Origin of the sequence: Alterinioella nitratireducens, from assembly GCF_013155465.1 — a bacterium.
GTDB classification, from domain to species: Bacteria; Pseudomonadota; Alphaproteobacteria; order Rhodobacterales; family Rhodobacteraceae; genus Alterinioella; species Alterinioella nitratireducens.
The window spans coordinates 559075-574774 of sequence record NZ_JABJVX010000001.1 but is presented as its reverse complement, the minus strand read 5'-3'; the positions used below and the strand labels follow the sequence as shown (position 1 = coordinate 574774).

Sequence of the window (15700 nt, the reverse complement as noted above, 5' to 3'; positions counted from 1 at the left end):
TTCGACAAAATGGGCAGCCGTCAGGCCGGTTGCAATTTGCGCAGCCGTGCCTCGCGCAGCTTGGCGAAATCGTCGCCCGCATGGTAGGAGGAGCGTGTCAGCGGCGTGGCCGAAACCATCAGGAAGCCCTTGTTATAGGCGGCCTTCTCATAGCCCTTGAACTCCTCGGGCGTGACGAAGCGATCGACCGCGTGGTGCTTGGGCGTCGGTTGCAGATACTGCCCGATGGTCAGGAAATCGATATCGGCGGCGCGCATGTCCTCCATCACCTGGATGACCGATTGCTTGTCCTCGCCCAGGCCCACCATGATGCCCGATTTGGTGAACATGGTCGGGTCGATTTCCTTCACGCGCTGCAACAGCCGCAGCGAATGGAAATAGCGCGCGCCGGGGCGCACCTCAGGATACAGGCCGGGGACCGTTTCGAGGTTGTGGTTGAAGACATCCGGCTTGGCGGCGACGACGATCTCCAGCACGGCAGGGTCACAGCGGATGAAATCGGGGGTCAGGATCTCGATCGTGGTGCCGGGCGACTGGCGGCGGATGGCGCGGATGGTCTGCGCGAAATGCTCGGCCCCGCCATCTTCCACGTCGTCGCGGTCGACGGAGGTGATCACGACATGGTTCAGCCCCAGTTTCCTGACCGCATCGGCGACGCGGCCCGGTTCGAACACATCCAGATCCTCGGGCGGCTTGCCGGTGGCGATGTTGCAGAAGGTGCAGGCGCGGGTGCAGACCTCGCCCATGATCATCATCGTGGCGTGACCCTGGGACCAGCATTCGCCCACATTGGGGCAGCCCGCTTCCTCGCAGACGGTGGTCAGCTTGTGGTCGCGCATGATCTTGTGGGTGGCCTTGTAGCCCTCGCCCACGGGGGCCTTCACCCGGATCCAGGCCGGTTTCTTCGGCTGCGGATTGTCGGGGCGGCGCGCCTTTTCGGGGTGGCGCTGCTCGGGGATCTTCAGGTCACGCATGGGCGGTCCTCCTCGGGAGGCAGTTTAACCGTGGAACATCCTGAAAGTCACCCCTTCCAGGTGGGATGCTGCCATGCAGCATTGTCGCATTGAAAGCCGTTTAGAAGGGTTCTAAATGACCACAGAAACGGTCGGGTCGCCGACCTTGTCCAGTAACTGTATTCTTCGGAGGTTTCACATGCAAACCGGCGCGACACTTCCCCACGTCACCTTCAAGACCCGCATCCGCGACGAGGCCATCACCGGCCCCAACCCGTTCCGCTGGCAGGACAAGACCACCGAGGACTATTTCGCGGGCAAGCGCGTCGTGCTGTTTTCCCTGCCCGGCGCCTTCACGCCCACCTGCTCGACCTACCAGTTGCCCGGATATGAGAACGGCTTTGCCGATTTCCAGGCCGAAGGGATCGACGCGATCTACTGCATGTCCGTCAACGACGCGTTCGTGATGAACAAATGGGCCGAGGCGCAGGGGCTGCAAAATGTCCAGGTCATCCCCGATGGCTCGGGCGAGTTCAGCCGCCGGGTGGGCATGCTGGTGCGCAAGGACAATCTGGGCTTCGGGCTGCGCTCCTGGCGCTACGCGGCGGTGGTCAATGACGGCGTGGTCGAGGCATGGTTCGAGGAACCGGGGCTGAGCGACAACCACGCCGAAGACCCCTATGGCGTGTCCTCGCCGGAAACGGTGCTGACCTGGCTGCGCGAGGAAAGCGCCGAGAAAGCCGCCTGAATGGAAAAAACCGGGTCCGGCATCTCCTGCCGGGCCCGGTTTTCCATCTGCCCCGGGGAGAGGTCGGGGCCGATATCACCAATATTGTATCCGAATCGAGATCAATCTAGCGAGACCGGGACGAAGCCGTAAACCGTCTCGTAATGCTTGAGCAGCCGCTGAAGCCCGATCTTGAGGACGATCTTGCCCGACCGGGCCGACCAGCCAAGCCGCTTCTCCGCCGATTCCAGCCCCTCCAGGAAACAGCACACCCGCAGCACGACATCGGCCAGCCCCGGCCCCATATCGTCGACGGCGCGGGTCACCCGGTCGCGCGCGGCGCGCGGGCCTTCGGCCATGCCACCATCCGAGAACCCCGAGCCGCGATCGCCGCCGGTCAGGAATTTCTCCCAGTTCTGGGCGACGCGCGGTCCCATCTGGGCGCGCTCGAAATCCTCGCGCAGCTTCTCGCCCGCCTGCACCAGGTCCATGGTCATGAAGGGCCTGCCATCCTTGCCCTTGCGCCGCGCCAGCGTGGCCAGCGGGGATTCGGCCAGGTTGACCCGCATTTTACGGATCGTGCCGTCATCGGCGCGCACGGGCTTTTCACCCCAGAGCTGGTGCTGCGCCAGGAAGGGTGTCGCGGCCTCGGCCATTTCCATCTGCGGCTGGCGGCGGCGCTTGCGGTCGGCCTCGATCAGCCGTTTCAGCGCCGATTTCCCCGCCTCGGTAATGGTATAGACGCTGACCCGGCCGGCCCTGGCGGTGGCGATCCAGTCCTTCAGCGCAAAGGCCTGCGCGACCTTGCGATCCAGCACGGCGGTGCGGGTCTGGCTGCCATCCACCCCGGTGCGCAGGACGATGGCCTTGTCCATGTCCCGGGCCAGCACCAGCGTCGCCTCGGTCTTGCACAGGCGGCGCAGGATGCGGCGGGCTTCGCGATTGACGGTGGTGTCATCGGAAACCAGGGGGGGCCTGAGGGGTGCGGTCATGTGTTCTGGCTCCTTGCCGTTGTCGATTGTTGCGGGTTTGGAAACGCAATCTGCCTGAAGCGCGGCGAGCGCCTCATCGACCAGCGGGTCGTCGCGGCGGGCCTCATAGGCCCGGATGCGGCGCGCGATGGTCGAGGGGTGACGATGCGTGGCCCGCGCAATCTGACGCACGGAGGCGCCGTTGCCGGTGTGATCAAGGTAGTTTCGTGCCCCTTCCGGCAGCCAGGCCGGGTAGCGCCTCTTTTCCGTGACGGTCGTTTCGCAAGTCATCATCGTCCCCAACAAACTGTGGATAACCTGCGCAAGCCTTTAAAAATATTGATTACTGTTTGGTTAAAATCTGTGGAAATCCTGTGAACTGTTGCCAAAGCGTAAACAAATTGCCGCCAGCGCGCGCTGCAAAAAAGATTCCGCAACAGGCCGGTCACCGGGGGCAGTCTCATCGCCATGAACCATGTCACCCAGGGGGACCGACCAGATGACCACATTGACCCAGGAATTGCGCCAGATGCACCGCCCCGGATTGCTGTTGCAGGCGGCCAGATACGGGGCATCGGCCCTCATCCGCGCGGGCCGGGACCGGGCGGCGGGGGTGCAGGGCAGCATTGCCCGCCTGCTCAGCGAAGAGGCCGAACAGGAGGCGATGCGCGTCACTGGCGAGGCCGCCTATTCACCGCGTCGCCATGTCGAATTGCTGATGTCGCTCTTGGCCGCGGCACAGGGACCGCGGCCCGCCTGAGCCGCCTTACATGAAGCTGTCGGGCATCTCTTCCTTGCGCTTGGCCATATAGGCCTTCAGCGCCTCGTCGATCGCGGGATCCAGCATTGGCTGCTGGTAGTCCGACACAAGCTTCTCGACCCGCGCGGCGGCCAATGCCTGGGTGTCGCGCGCGCCTTCCTCGGACCAGGTCTCGTAGGGCTTGTAATCCAGCAGGTTGGAGCGCCAGAACCCGGTCTTGAAATTGGCCTGGGTATGCGCGCAGCCCAGGTAATGCCCGCCCGGTCCGACCTCGCGCAGCGCGTCCATCGCCTGCGCGTTCTCGTCGATGGGGATCCCCTCGGCCAGTTTGTGCAGCGCGCCAAGCTGGTCGGCATCCATCACGAATTTCTCGAAACTGGCGACCAGCCCGCCCTCAAGCCAGCCACAGGCGTGAAGCATGAAATTGACCCCGCCCAGAAGCCCCGCATTGAGCGAATTGGCGGTTTCATAGGCGGCCTGCGCATCGGGCAGCTTGGAGCCGGTGAACGACCCCGCCGAGCGGTAGGGCAACCCCAGGCGCCGCGCCAACTGCCCGGTGCCGAGCGTGATCTGCGTGGCCTCGGGCGTGCCGAAGGTGGGCGCGCCCGAATTCATGTCGATCGAGGTCACGAAGGCCCCGAAAATCACCGGCGCGCCGGGGCGGATCAATTGGCTATAGGCGATCCCCGCCATCACCTCGGCCAGGATCTGCGTCAGCGTGCCCGCGACCGAGACCGGGGCCATCGCGCCGCCGACGATGAAGGGCGAGATGATGCAGGCCTGCCCGGCGGCGGCGTAGTTCTCCAGCGCGCCCAACATGATCGGGTCGAAGGTGAGCGGCGAGTTGATGTTGATCAGCGAGGTCATCACCGCGTTCTGATCGACGAAATCCGCCCCGAAGAGGATCTTTGACATCTCGATCGAATCGAGCGCGCGGCTCTCCTCCGTCACCGAGCCCATATAGGGTTTGTCGCTCAGCGACATATGCGCGTAGAGCATGTCGAGATGGCGCTTGTTGACCGGCAGGTCGGTCGGTTCGCAGACCGTGCCGCCGGAATGGTGCAGCCATTTCGACATGTAGCCGAGCTTCACGAATTTCTGGAAATCCTCCATCGTCGCGTAGCGGCGGCCGCCATTGACGTCATGCACGAAGGGCGGCCCGTAGACCGGGGCCAGCACCAGGTTGCGGCCCCCGATGACGACCGAGCGCTCGGGGTTGCGGGCATGTTGGGTGAACTGCGCGGGCGCCGTCGAGCACAGCTTGCGCGCCAGGCCCTTGGGCAGGCGCACGCGTTCGCCATCGACATGCGCCCCGGCCTCGCGCCAGCGTTCCAGCGCGCGGGGGTATTCGACGAAGTTGACGCCGATCTCCTCCAGCACGATCTCGGCATTGGCCTCGATGATTTCCAGCGCCTCGTCGTTCAGCACGTCCAGGTCGGGGATGTTGCGCTCGATATATTTGGCGGTTTCGATCTGGACCGCGGTGCGTTCGGCGCGGCGGGCCGCCCCGCCGCCCCCGCGACCGCGGCGTCCTGCGCGTGGCACTTCATTCATGGCCTGCTCCTCCGGGCAAATCGGCTGTTGCGCCTCTCATACAGCCCCACCGGGCGGCCCTGCGGGCGATATGCGGCGATTATGGGGGGAAAGCGACATCGGCGGGTCGGGCATGGTCGCGGTTGACACATCACCTTCGGCACGACCAATGGCGCGGGCCTTGGCGTCGAACATGCCTTTACCGACCGGATCAATCTGCGCGCGGCGATCCTGCATTACCAGTTCGACGAGGACGACTACCAGACCGATGTGCTCTATAACGACATCGACGGCGACCTGACCGAGATCGAACTGGGCGTCGTGTTCCGGTTCTGACCGCTTTCCGGCGCGCCTGCCGTCAGGTCGCGCCGGTATACTCCCACCCGACCGAGCGCACATCGGGTTCGGTCATCAGGGGCGACAACGCCTTGTTGATCGTCTCTTCGTCCATGTCCTCCATCATCACGGTGATCTCGAACAGGGTCTCGTCGCCATCGAGGCCCTTCGACCGCTCGATCCCGGCCACCTGCATCCCCGGTTGCGACAGGCATTGCAGGGCCAGCGCGCGCAGGCGCGGGGCCTTGGCGGTCTCGACGCCCACCATGACCTGGTATTCCAGCGCCGGAGGGGCCCCCGCCCCGGTGCGTTTCTTGATCCATTTGACCAGCGGGCGCAGGCCCAGATTGACGAAGACGACAAAGCCGGTCAGCAGCGCGGCAAAGATCGGCGCGCCCCCCCCCGCCGTGGTGCCGACCGCCGCCGAACACCACAGCGTCGCCGCCGTGTTCAGCCCATGCACGGTAAAGCCATGGCGAAAGATGATGCCCGCCCCCAGGAACCCGATGCCCGAGACCACCTGCGCCGCGACCCGCGTCGGGCTGACCTCGTCGGGATAGAGCCCGGAAAAGACGACGAACCCCGCCGCGCCAAGCGCCACCAGCGCGTTGGTGCGCAAACCGGCGGTGCGGCGGCGGATCTGACGCTCGGATCCGATAAGCGCGCCGCAAATCATCGCCAGCAGCAGATTCAGCGCGGCGGCATCCAGGGTGATGGGCAAGATCGGTCTCTCCTGACTGTTGGACCCCAGATCATAACACCATGCCAATTCTGATTGCCATAGAATAATGACATGTTATCTCCGTCCCATCGCCCCCGCGCGCCTTGTCTCTTGCGCAATCCCCGCCTCTGGCCTATGGCGCAGGGCATGAGCCAGACATCCCATGACCGCCTGTTGATCATAGATTTCGGCAGCCAGGTGACGCAACTGATCGCGCGCCGCCTGCGCGAGCTGAACGTCTATTGCGAAATCCACCCGTTCCAGAACGTGACCGACGATTTCCTGCGCGATTTCGCCCCGAAAGCGGTGATCTTCTCGGGCGGGCCGGATTCGGTGATGCGCGAGGGCAGCCCGCGCCCGCCGCGCGCCGTCTACGGTCTCGGCGTGCCGATCCTGGGCATCTGCTATGGCCAGCAGGTGATGATGCAGGATCTGGGCGGCCGCGTGGAGGCCGGCGAACATGCCACGGCCGAGTTTGGCCGCGCCTGGGTGAAACCGTCCGACAAGCGCGACGACATCCTGGCGGGCTGGTTCCTGGATGGGTCGGGCCGCGAACAGGTCTGGATGAGCCACGGCGACCATGTCTCTGATCTTGCACCGAAATTCGAGGTTCTGGGCACCTCGCCCGGCGCCCCTTTCGCGATCACCGCCGACCGCGCGCGCCATTTCTACGCGGTGCAGTTCCACCCCGAGGTGCATCACACCCCGAACGGCAAGACACTCTACCAGAATTTCGTGCAACTGGCAGGCTTCAAGGGCGACTGGACGATGGACGCCTACCGCGAGGAGGCCATCGCCCGCATCAAGGACCAGGTCGGCGACAAACGCGTGATCTGCGCCCTCTCGGGCGGTGTCGACAGCTCCGTCGCCGCGGCGCTTCTGCATGAGGCGATCGGCGATCAGCTGACCTGCGTTTTCGTCGATCACGGGCTCTTGCGGCTCAACGAGGCGCAGGAGGTCGTGACCATGTTCCGCGACCACATGAACCTGGCAGTCATCCACGCCGAGGAGCAGGAGCTGTTCCTGGGCGAGCTGGACGGGCAGAGCGACCCCGAAACCAAGCGCAAGATCATCGGGCGGCTCTTCATCGACGTGTTCCAGAAATACGCAAGCCAGATCGAGGGGGCCGAGTTCCTGGCGCAGGGCACGCTCTACCCCGACGTGATCGAATCGGTCAGCTTCTCGGGCGGGCCGTCGGTGACGATCAAGTCGCACCACAATGTCGGTGGCCTGCCCGAAAAGATGGGGCTGAAGCTGGTCGAACCCCTGCGCGAGCTTTTCAAGGACGAGGTCCGCGCGCTCGGCCGCGAGCTTGGCCTGCCCGACAGCTTCATCGGCCGCCACCCCTTCCCCGGCCCCGGCCTCGCCATCCGCTGCCCCGGCGAGATCACGCGCGAGAAGCTGGAGATCCTGCGCAAGGCCGATGCCGTCTATATCGACCAGATCCGCAAGCACGGGCTTTACGATGAAATCTGGCAGGCCTTCTGCGCCATCCTGCCGGTGCGCACCGTGGGCGTGATGGGCGACGGGCGCACCTATGATTTCGCCTGCGCCCTGCGCGCGGTCACCTCGGTCGACGGCATGACCGCCGATTACTACCCGTTTTCCCACGATTTCCTGGGCGAGACCGCGACCCGGATCATCAACGAGGTCAAGGGCATCAACCGGGTGACCTATGACATCACCTCGAAACCGCCGGGCACGATCGAGTGGGAGTGACTGCCCGCCCGACCCGGCAATATCCCAAGCGGCGTTAAGGTTAACGGGCCACCGCCCCTTTCATTTTGCTCCAAATACCTCGGGGGAGGCGCCGCCAGGCGCCTGGGGCAGCGCCCCTTGCCAATGTTGCGGCACGGTGCCACTGCTGATACCTGATCCCCCGCCCGCGTCCCATTGCCCCGAGACCCCGCCCATGTCCGCCCCAGATCAGAGCCAGCCCGGCCGCGCCGCCCTGTGGATGATCGGGTCGATCGTCTCGTTTTCGGCCATGGCGGTGGCGGGGCGCGAGTTGTCGACCGATCTCGATACGTTCGAGCTGATGACCTACCGGTCGCTGATCGGTGTCGTGATCGTGGCGGGCGTGGCGTTGGCGACGGGGCGCGCGGGCCAGATCACCACCGACCGGTTCGGTCGCCACCTGATCCGCAACATCGCCCATTTCACCGGGCAGAACCTTTGGTTCTACGCCATCTCGATGATCCCGCTGGCGCAGGTCTTCGCGTTGGAGTTCACCTCGCCTCTCTGGGTCATCCTGCTGGCCCCGATCTTCCTGGATGAACGCCTGAGCCTGCGCAAGCTGGCCGTCGTGGCAGTGGGCTTCAGCGGCATCCTGCTGGTCGCGCAGCCGGGCGGCGCGCCGATCTCCATCGGCACCTTCGCCGCCGCCGGGGCCGCCATGGCCTTTGCCATGACCGGTATCCTGACCAAGCAACTGACCCGCAGCGCCAGTGTCATCTGCATCCTCTTCTACCTCACCACGATGCAGCTGGTCTTCGGGCTGATCTGCGCCGGCATCGACGGCGACATCGCGTGGCCCTCGCTCGCCAACCTGCCCTGGATCGTGGTCGTGGGCATCGGCGGGCTGACGGCGCATTTCTGCATCACCACGGCGCTGACGCTGGCGCCCGCAACCATCGTCATGCCGATCGACTTCGCCCGCCTGCCGGTCATCGCCATCGTCGGAATGATGCTCTATGCCGAGCCGATCAGCCTGGCGGTCCTGATCGGGGCGGTCCTGATCTTCGGGGCCAATTACGTGAACATCCAGCACGAGACCCGGCCCCGTCCCGCCGCTTAACCTCGCGCGCGGAAGTTGTAGCAATTCGGTCACATTTCCGGCTGTAAACGGGCCGATAGGCCGCCCGTCCATTTCCTGACGCTAGGGAAGAATTGACCTTTCCACCGCTATTTTGCGTAAGTGAAAGTAGGGATATCGGGCAACATCCAGCCCTTTGGAGGGACTAGTAATGAAAAGACTGACGATGGCCGGTGCGGCCCTTCTGGCAAGCACGGCAATGACACAGGCAGGCGGGATCGAGCGGACCGGGTTCACCACCGGCATCCTGTTCGAGGAAGGCACCTATGTCGAATTGAGCTATGGCAGCGTCTCGCCGGATGTCAGCGGCGTTTATCCCGGCCCGCCTGCGGCAGCGGCCTCGGGCGACATCAGCCCGACCTTCAACACGCTGACGCTCGGCTACCGCCAGGACATCACCGACCAGCTTTCGTTCGCGCTGGTGCTGGACAACCCCGTCGGGGCCGATGTCGCCTATCCGGCGGGCACGCCCTACCCGTTCGCGGGCTCCTACGCCGAGCTCAGCTCGAACCAGATCACCGCCGCGCTGCGCTATGAGATGGCCAACAACATCTCGGTCTATGGCGGCATCCGCGCCGTGCATGTCGAAGGCGACGTCTTCGTCACCACGCCCGCCTTCTCCTACGTGCTGAACGCGGAAAACGACTATGACATGGGCTATATGTTCGGCGCCGCCTATGAGCGTCCGGATATCGCCCTGCGCGTCGCGCTGACCTATTTCAGCGAGGTTGATCTGGGTCTGGCCGGTGTCGAGGGTGTCGCCCCTCCGGGCACACCGCAGGCGCTGGTCCCGACCGGTCCGACCTCGTTCGAGGTGACGCTGCCGGAATCGATCCTGCTGGAGGCACAGTCGGGCATCGCCGAGAACACGCTGCTCTTCGGCTCGATCCGCTGGACCGCCTGGGACGGCTTCGCGATCACGCCGAATGCCTACCCGACCCCGTCGGGCAACCTGGTCGATTACGACGATGACGTCTGGACCTTCGCCCTCGGCGTCGGCTACCGCATCAACGAGAACTGGTCGGTCTCCGGCTCGCTCGGCTATGAGGCGGAGCAGGACGGGCTCCAAGGCAACCTCGGCCCGACCGATGGCTACACCTCGGTCAGCCTGGGCGCGGAATACACCCAGGGCAACATGTCCATCGCCGGCGGTGTGCGCTACATCATGATCGGCGACGCTGTTACGGAATCTATAAATTCCAACTTCAACGACAACGATGCCGTGGCCCTTGGCCTGCGGGTTGGCTTCAACTTCTGAAGCGCCCCCATCGGACTTCTGATCAGGCCCCGTGCGACAGGACGCGCGGGGCCTTTTTCTTTGCGTCGATTTCGGGCATGGACGCCCCCCGCGCCCCGCGCTACGTAAGGCCCCGTGAAACCGAGGGATACCGCCTGATATGGGCCTGATCTACGAGACCGCCCGCGACTGGATCGCCGCGCCCGACAAGCGGGTGCTGTTCTTCGGCATGTCGGGCCTGGGCAAGACCCATCTGGCGAACCTCCTGCGCGCGCATGGCGACTGGTTCCACTACTCGGTCGATTACCGCATCGGCACCGCCTATATGGGCGAGCACATCACCGACAACCTCAAGCGGCAGGCAATGACGGTGCCGTTTCTGGCGACGCTGCTGCGTTCGGATTCGATCTATATCGGCTCCAACATCACCTTCAACAATCTCGCGCCGCTGTCGAGCTACCTGGGCAAGCCGGGCGATCCGGCCAAGGGCGGGCTGCCCTTCAGCGAATACATGCGCCGCCAGGACCTGCACCGTCGAGCCGAGATCAACGCGCTGCTGGACACGCCGCAATTCATCGCCCGCGCGCATGACCTCTATGGCTACGAGCATTTCGTCTGCGATACCGGCGGCTCGATCTGCGAGGTGGTCGACCCCGAGAACCCCGCCGACGAGGTGCTGCGCACGCTTGGCGCGAACACCCTGATGGTCTGGATCGAGGGCAGCGGGGATCACACCGAGGAGCTGATCCGCCGCTTCGACAAATCGCCCAAGCCGATGTATTACCAGCCCCGGTTCATGCGCCGCATCTGGGATGAATTCAAGAACGAAACCAATACATTGGGCGGCGACGTTGATCCTGATGCCTTTGTCCGCTACGCCTATGGCCGGGCGCTCCGCCACCGTGCGCCGCTCTACGCGGCGATGGCGCGGAACTGGGGCGTGACGGTGCAGGCGGATGATGTCGCGAAAGTCCGCGATTGCGACGACGTCATCGCCCTTGTCGCCGATGCCCTTGCCACCCGCCCCAACTGACCCCCGGATCCTGACATGCCCATCAAACTGCCCTCCAACCTGCCCGCCTATTCGGTCCTCGGCCGCGAGGGGGTGCAGGTCATGGATGAGGATGCGGCCGCACGGCAGGATATCCGGCCCCTGCGGATCGGGCTGCTCAACCTCATGCCCAAGAAGATCCAGACCGAGAACCAGTTCGCGCGGCTGATCGGGGCCACGCCCTTGCAGATCGAGCTGAGCCTCATCCGCATGAGCGAACACCGCACCCGCAACACCGCCGCCGAGCATATGGAGGCATTCTACCGCCCCTTCGAGGAGGTCGCGGCCTCGGGCGAAAAGCTGGACGGCCTCATCATCACCGGCGCGCCGATCGAGCATATGGCGTTCAATGACGTGACCTATTGGGACGAACTCACCCGCGTCTTCGACTGGACCCAGACCCATGTGCATTCCACCTTCGGCGTCTGCTGGGGTGGCATGGCGATGATCAACCATTTCCACGGCGTCAGGAAACACCTGCTGGAGGCGAAGGCGTTCGGCTGCTACCGGCACATGAACCTCGCCCCGGAAAGCCCTTATCTCAGGGGATTTTCCGACGATTGCACCATCCCCGTCAGCCGTTGGACCGAGATGCGCAAGGCCGAGATCGAGGCCGCCGAAGGGCTCAAGATCCTGCTCGATTCCGACGAGGTTGGCCCCGCGCTGGTCGAGGATCCCGGCCATCGCGCGCTCTATGTCTTCAACCATTTCGAATATGACAGCTTCACCCTGAAACAGGAATATGACCGCGATGTCGCCGAGGGCACGCCGGTGACGGTGCCGGTCAATTACTACCCCGGCGACGACCCCGCGAAACAGCCGCAGAACCGCTGGCGCAGCCACGCGCATCTGCTCTATGGCAACTGGATCTCCGAGATCTACGAGACCACGCCCTATGACATTGCCCGCATCGGGCAGGACCGCACGGACCTGCGCGGCTGATGCGGATCCTGGCTGTTCTTGTCCTTCTTCTGGCGGGGTTTGCCGCGCTGACCCTGTGGCGCGCGGCCCGGAACGAGGCGGCGACGGAACGCGCCTATCCCCCTTCGGGGCAATTCATCGAGGTGGATGGCCAACGGGTCCATGCGCTGGTGCAGGGCGAGGGGCCGGATCTTGTGCTGATCCACGGCTCCTCGGGCAATTTGCGCGATTTCACCTATGACATGGTCGGCCCGCTGTCCGAACGCTACCGCGTCATCGCCTTCGACAGGCCGGGCCTGGGCTATTCCGACCCGATTTCGCCGGAGGGGGCCAGCCTGTCGGAACAGGCGGCGGTGCTGGTGGCGGCCGCGCGCCAATTGGGGGCCGAGCGGCCCATTGTCTTGGGGCAGAGCCTGGGCGGGGCCGTCGCGCTGGCCTGGGCGGTGGAACATCCCGACAGCCTCTCGGCGCTGGTCACGGTCTCGGGCGTTGCCTACCCGTGGGATACCGGCCTTGGGCTCTACTACACGGTGCTCGCCAGTTGGCCGGGGCGGACATTTGTGATCCCGCTCATCACCGCCTGGATCAGCGAGGCGCAGATCGAGGGCGCGATAGCCGATGTCTACGCGCCGCTGCCGATGCCCGAGGGCTATGCCGACCACCTCGGCCCCCGCATGATCGTGCGCCGCGGCCCTCTGCGGGCCAATGCGCTGCAACGGCGCGGCTTGCTGGACTGGGTCACGGCGCAGGCCCCGCGATACGGCGACATCTCGGTGCCGGTCGAGATCGTGCATGGCCGCGAGGATACGACCGTGGCCTACCGGATCCACGCCATCCCGCTGAGCGAGGCGGTACCGGGGGCCAATCTGACCCCGCTGGAGACCCCCTCGCACATGCCGCATCACACCCATTTCGACACCGTGATCGACGCCATCGACCGTGCCGCCGCCCGCGCCGGATTGCGCTGACCGCCGCCCCGGCCCATATTGAGGCCAAGAGCAGCAATAATCCGACGAGGAACGCCATGGCCCTGCCCTTCGACGGCGCGATTTCCGATTTCTTCAAGAACGACGCGCCGGATCCTGTGCGTGAGGCCATCGAGACCGCGAAAAAGGACAGCGTTCTTGACCCGTCCTACCCCTATGACGACCGGATGGACAAGAAGGCCTATGAGGACGATCTGGAGGCGCTGCAGATCGAATTGGTGAAATGCCTGGCCTGGGTCCGCGAAAGCGGCGCGCGGGTCGCGGTTGTCTTCGAGGGCCGCGATGCCGCCGGCAAGGGCGGCTGCATCAAGCGGGTGCGCGAGCACCTCAACCCCCGTGCGGCGGGCGTGGTGGCCCTGTCGAAACCCACCGACCGCGAGACGCGGGAATGGTATTTCCAGCGCTACGTCCAGCACCTGCCGGCGGGCAGCGAGATGCGGCTCTTCGACCGGTCGTGGTACAATCGCGGCGTGGTCGAGCATGTCTTCGGCTTCTGCACCGAGGCGCAGCGCGAAAGCTTTTTCCGTCAACTGCCCGAATTCGAGGATATGCTGGTCGATGACGGCATCCACCTGGTCAAGATCTGGCTCAATGTCGGGCGGGCCGAGCAATTGCGCCGCTTCCTGGACCGCGAGGGCGACCTGCTGAAGCAGTGGAAGCTCAGCTGGATCGACGTCAAGGGGTTGAAGAAATGGGACGCCTACAGCGCCGCGATCCATGAGACGCTGACCCGCAGCCATACCGGCGTCGCGCCCTGGGTCGTGATCCGGTCCGACGACAAGCGCCGGGCGCGGCTGGCGGTGATCCGGCAGATCCTGTCGGGGCTGGACTATACGGGCAAGGATCACGACCTGGTCGCCCGCCCCGATCCCGCGATTTCCGGCGGCCCCGAGATCTGGGCCGATGGGTAAGCGCGGCTATCATCACGGCAACCTGCGCCAGGCGCTGGTCGATGCCGCCCTCGTTCTGATCGAACAGAAGGGCCCGACCGGCTTTACCCTCTCCGAGGCCGCCAAGACGGCGGGCGTGACGCCTGCCGCCGTCTATCGCCATTTCGAGGGCCGCGAAGACCTGATCGCGGAAGGCGCGCGGCAGGGGCACGAGATCTTCGCCGACCTGATGGAATACGCGCTTGAGACCGGCGGACCCACGGCGCTGGCGGCCTTCGAGGCCACGGGCCGCGCCTACCTGGCCTTTGCCCGCAAATACCCCGGCCATTACATGGCGATGTTCGAAAGCGGCATCTCGCCCAATGCCAACCCGGAACTGGCCGCCGCGTCAGAGCGTTCACGCGCCATCCTGGAACGCGCGGCGGACGCGCTGTCGGAACATATCCCGCCCGACAAACGCCCGCCCGCGCGGATGTTCTCGGCCCATATCTGGGCGATGAGCCACGGCGTGGTGGAGCTATTCGCGCGCGGCAAGCCGGGGGGTGCGGCGCCGTTTCCGCCCGAGGATCTGCTGGAGGCGGGGATCGGGATTTATCTGCGCGGCTTGGGGCTGATCGCGCCGGATCGGTGAGGGCGGCACCCGGTTCTGCTGTCCGGTTTCAGGTATTTGGACGAAGAAGATGAGGGCGGGGGGCGTTAACCTTAACCGCGGGTGACTGCGCACAGGATGCGAAAAGGGCCGCCCTGATGGGACGGCCCTTTTGCAAATTCCTGTCGCCAAACTTCAGCGCTTGGAGAACTGGAAGCTCTTGCGGGCCTTGGCGCGGCCGAACTTCTTGCGTTCCACGACGCGGCTGTCGCGGGTCAGGAAGCCTGCCGCTTTCAGCGCGCCGCGCAGGGACGGCTCGTAGCGCTGCAGCGCGACCGAGATGCCATGCTTGACGGCCCCGGCCTGGCCGGACAGACCGCCGCCCTTGACGGTGGCCATCACGTCGAACTCATCCTCGCGGCCTGCCACGGTGAAGGGCTGGCGCAGGATCATCTGCAGCACGGGGCGCGCGAAATACGCGTTCATTTCCTTGCCATTGACGGTGACCTTGCCGGAACCCGGCTTGATCCAGACGCGGGCGACCGCATCCTTCCGCTTGCCGGTGGCATAGGAGCGGCCCAGGGCGTCGCGCACGGGTTCGCGCGGCTCGGCCATGTCGAGGGTCGCGGGTGCGGCATCGTCGCCGCCGGCCACGGCCTTCAGCTCATCGAGAGAGGTAACGGTTTCGGCCATATCATGCGCTCCGGGTGTTTTTCGGGTTCATGGACGCAACATCCAGAACGGTGGGCGATTGCGCCTCATGCGGATGCTCGGCGCCTGCATAGATGCGCAGGTTGGTCATCTGCTGACGGCTGAGCGGCCCGCCGGGCAGCATCCGCTTGACGGCCTGCATCAGCACGCGTTCGGGATGCGCGCCTTCCAGGATCTGGCCGGTGGTGCGGGACTTGATGCCGCCCGGATAGCCGGTGTGCCAGTAATTGGGCTTGTTGCGCTTGTTGCCGGTCACCTGCACCTTGTCGGCGTTGATGACGATGACATTGTCGCCCATGTCCATATGCGGGGTGAAGGACGGCTTGTGCTTGCCGCGCAGCCGCATGGCGATGACCGAGGCCAGACGGCCCAGAACGACGCCCTCGGCGTCAATCACGATCCAGTCCTTGTCGATATCCGCCGGCGTGGCAGAAAAGGTTTTCATTGTCGTTTCCTCGGGTTTCCGGGGCGGAACGCGCCGGATGTCAGAAAAAGCAAA

General features: G+C 65.0%; 16 protein-coding genes. 10 read left to right on the top strand and 6 right to left on the bottom strand.

Going from position 1 to position 15700, the window contains the following annotated elements:
• Positions 1-20 precede the first annotated feature (20 nt).
• Positions 21-974 carry a lipoyl synthase gene (lipA, locus tag HNS34_RS02905; RefSeq protein WP_172317745.1) on the bottom strand — a complete coding sequence of 318 codons (954 nt, stop codon included), beginning with the start codon at positions 972-974 and terminating at the stop codon, positions 21-23.
• Between the two features lie 178 nt (positions 975-1152).
• Between lipA and HNS34_RS02900 the strand changes: the two genes are divergently transcribed.
• Positions 1153-1701 carry a peroxiredoxin gene (locus HNS34_RS02900; RefSeq protein WP_172317743.1) on the top strand — a complete coding sequence of 183 codons (549 nt, stop codon included), beginning with the start codon at positions 1153-1155 and terminating at the stop codon, positions 1699-1701.
• 101 nt (positions 1702-1802) lie between these two features.
• Here HNS34_RS02900 and HNS34_RS02895 read toward each other — a convergent pair whose 3' ends face one another.
• Entirely contained in the window at positions 1803-2945 is a 1143-nt protein-coding gene (locus HNS34_RS02895; RefSeq protein ID WP_235952592.1) for a DUF6456 domain-containing protein, read from the bottom strand.
• Between the two features lie 205 nt (positions 2946-3150).
• On the opposite strand from HNS34_RS02895, the gene HNS34_RS02890 reads away from it, so the two are divergent.
• The gene (locus tag HNS34_RS02890) at positions 3151-3411 is read left to right on the top strand and encodes a DUF6477 family protein (protein ID WP_172317741.1); all 261 of its coding nucleotides are present in this window, start codon (positions 3151-3153) and stop codon (positions 3409-3411) included.
• A 6-nt stretch (positions 3412-3417) separates the two neighbouring features.
• Here HNS34_RS02890 and HNS34_RS02885 read toward each other — a convergent pair whose 3' ends face one another.
• The gene (locus HNS34_RS02885; protein WP_172317739.1) at positions 3418-4965 is read right to left on the bottom strand and encodes a trimethylamine methyltransferase family protein; all 1548 of its coding nucleotides are present in this window, start codon (positions 4963-4965) and stop codon (positions 3418-3420) included.
• Between the two features lie 337 nt (positions 4966-5302).
• Positions 5303-6001, bottom strand: a complete 699-nt coding sequence (locus HNS34_RS02880; protein WP_235952591.1) for an MgtC/SapB family protein — start codon at positions 5999-6001, stop codon at positions 5303-5305.
• A gap of 147 nt (positions 6002-6148) precedes the next feature.
• Between HNS34_RS02880 and guaA the strand changes: the two genes are divergently transcribed.
• The 8 genes from guaA to HNS34_RS02840 all read left to right on the top strand — a co-directional run bounded on the left by guaA (position 6149) and on the right by HNS34_RS02840 (position 14532).
• Positions 6149-7720 (top strand): glutamine-hydrolyzing GMP synthase, encoded by a 1572-nt coding sequence (guaA, locus tag HNS34_RS02875; RefSeq protein WP_172317737.1) that lies wholly within the window; start codon positions 6149-6151, stop codon positions 7718-7720.
• A 193-nt stretch (positions 7721-7913) separates the two neighbouring features.
• Positions 7914-8798 (top strand): DMT family transporter, encoded by an 885-nt coding sequence (locus HNS34_RS02870; protein ID WP_172317735.1) that lies wholly within the window; start codon positions 7914-7916, stop codon positions 8796-8798.
• A 169-nt stretch (positions 8799-8967) separates the two neighbouring features.
• Positions 8968-10074 (top strand): OmpP1/FadL family transporter, encoded by a 1107-nt coding sequence (locus HNS34_RS02865; protein WP_172317733.1) that lies wholly within the window; start codon positions 8968-8970, stop codon positions 10072-10074.
• Between the two features lie 145 nt (positions 10075-10219).
• Positions 10220-11086 carry an ATPase gene (locus HNS34_RS02860; protein ID WP_172317941.1) on the top strand — a complete coding sequence of 289 codons (867 nt, stop codon included), beginning with the start codon at positions 10220-10222 and terminating at the stop codon, positions 11084-11086.
• Positions 11087-11101: 15 nt separating this feature from the next.
• Positions 11102-12046, top strand: a complete 945-nt coding sequence (locus tag HNS34_RS02855) for a homoserine O-succinyltransferase (protein WP_172317731.1) — start codon at positions 11102-11104, stop codon at positions 12044-12046.
• Positions 12046-12993, top strand: a complete 948-nt coding sequence (locus tag HNS34_RS02850; protein WP_172317729.1) for an alpha/beta fold hydrolase — start codon at positions 12046-12048, stop codon at positions 12991-12993. Before HNS34_RS02855 ends, HNS34_RS02850 begins: the two co-directional genes overlap by 1 nt.
• Before the next feature lie 56 nt (positions 12994-13049).
• Positions 13050-13922, top strand: coding sequence for a polyphosphate kinase 2 (gene ppk2, locus HNS34_RS02845; protein WP_172317727.1), 873 nt, complete (start codon positions 13050-13052; stop codon positions 13920-13922).
• Positions 13915-14532, top strand: a complete 618-nt coding sequence (locus HNS34_RS02840) for a TetR/AcrR family transcriptional regulator (RefSeq protein WP_172317725.1) — start codon at positions 13915-13917, stop codon at positions 14530-14532. Before ppk2 ends, HNS34_RS02840 begins: the two co-directional genes overlap by 8 nt.
• Before the next feature lie 153 nt (positions 14533-14685).
• Here HNS34_RS02840 and rpsI read toward each other — a convergent pair whose 3' ends face one another.
• Entirely contained in the window at positions 14686-15183 is a 498-nt protein-coding gene (gene rpsI, locus HNS34_RS02835) for a 30S ribosomal protein S9 (RefSeq protein ID WP_172317723.1), read from the bottom strand.
• Between the two features lies 1 nt (position 15184).
• A complete protein-coding gene (rplM, locus tag HNS34_RS02830; RefSeq protein WP_172317721.1) occupies positions 15185-15646 on the bottom strand; it encodes a 50S ribosomal protein L13 in 462 nt (153 codons plus the stop codon).
• Positions 15647-15700 lie beyond the last annotated feature (54 nt).

Excerpts from the sequence above, each read along its gene's own strand:
- lipA (WP_172317745.1), bottom strand. The coding sequence starts at position 974 with ATGCGTGACCTGAAGATCCCCGAGCAGCGCCACCCCGAAAAGGCGCGC.
- HNS34_RS02900 (WP_172317743.1), top strand. The coding sequence starts at position 1,153 with ATGCAAACCGGCGCGACACTTCCCCACGTCACCTTCAAGACCCGCATC.
- HNS34_RS02895 (WP_235952592.1), bottom strand. The coding sequence starts at position 2,945 with ATGATGACTTGCGAAACGACCGTCACGGAAAAGAGGCGCTACCCGGCC.
- HNS34_RS02890 (WP_172317741.1), top strand. The coding sequence starts at position 3,151 with ATGACCACATTGACCCAGGAATTGCGCCAGATGCACCGCCCCGGATTG.
- HNS34_RS02885 (WP_172317739.1), bottom strand. The coding sequence starts at position 4,965 with ATGAATGAAGTGCCACGCGCAGGACGCCGCGGTCGCGGGGGCGGCGGG.
- guaA (WP_172317737.1), top strand. The coding sequence starts at position 6,149 with ATGAGCCAGACATCCCATGACCGCCTGTTGATCATAGATTTCGGCAGC.
- HNS34_RS02870 (WP_172317735.1), top strand. The coding sequence starts at position 7,914 with ATGTCCGCCCCAGATCAGAGCCAGCCCGGCCGCGCCGCCCTGTGGATG.
- HNS34_RS02865 (WP_172317733.1), top strand. The coding sequence starts at position 8,968 with ATGAAAAGACTGACGATGGCCGGTGCGGCCCTTCTGGCAAGCACGGCA.
- HNS34_RS02855 (WP_172317731.1), top strand. The coding sequence starts at position 11,102 with ATGCCCATCAAACTGCCCTCCAACCTGCCCGCCTATTCGGTCCTCGGC.
- HNS34_RS02850 (WP_172317729.1), top strand. The coding sequence starts at position 12,046 with ATGCGGATCCTGGCTGTTCTTGTCCTTCTTCTGGCGGGGTTTGCCGCG.
- ppk2 (WP_172317727.1), top strand. The coding sequence starts at position 13,050 with ATGGCCCTGCCCTTCGACGGCGCGATTTCCGATTTCTTCAAGAACGAC.
- HNS34_RS02840 (WP_172317725.1), top strand. The coding sequence starts at position 13,915 with ATGGGTAAGCGCGGCTATCATCACGGCAACCTGCGCCAGGCGCTGGTC.
- rpsI (WP_172317723.1), bottom strand. The coding sequence starts at position 15,183 with ATGGCCGAAACCGTTACCTCTCTCGATGAGCTGAAGGCCGTGGCCGGC.
- rplM (WP_172317721.1), bottom strand. The coding sequence starts at position 15,646 with ATGAAAACCTTTTCTGCCACGCCGGCGGATATCGACAAGGACTGGATC.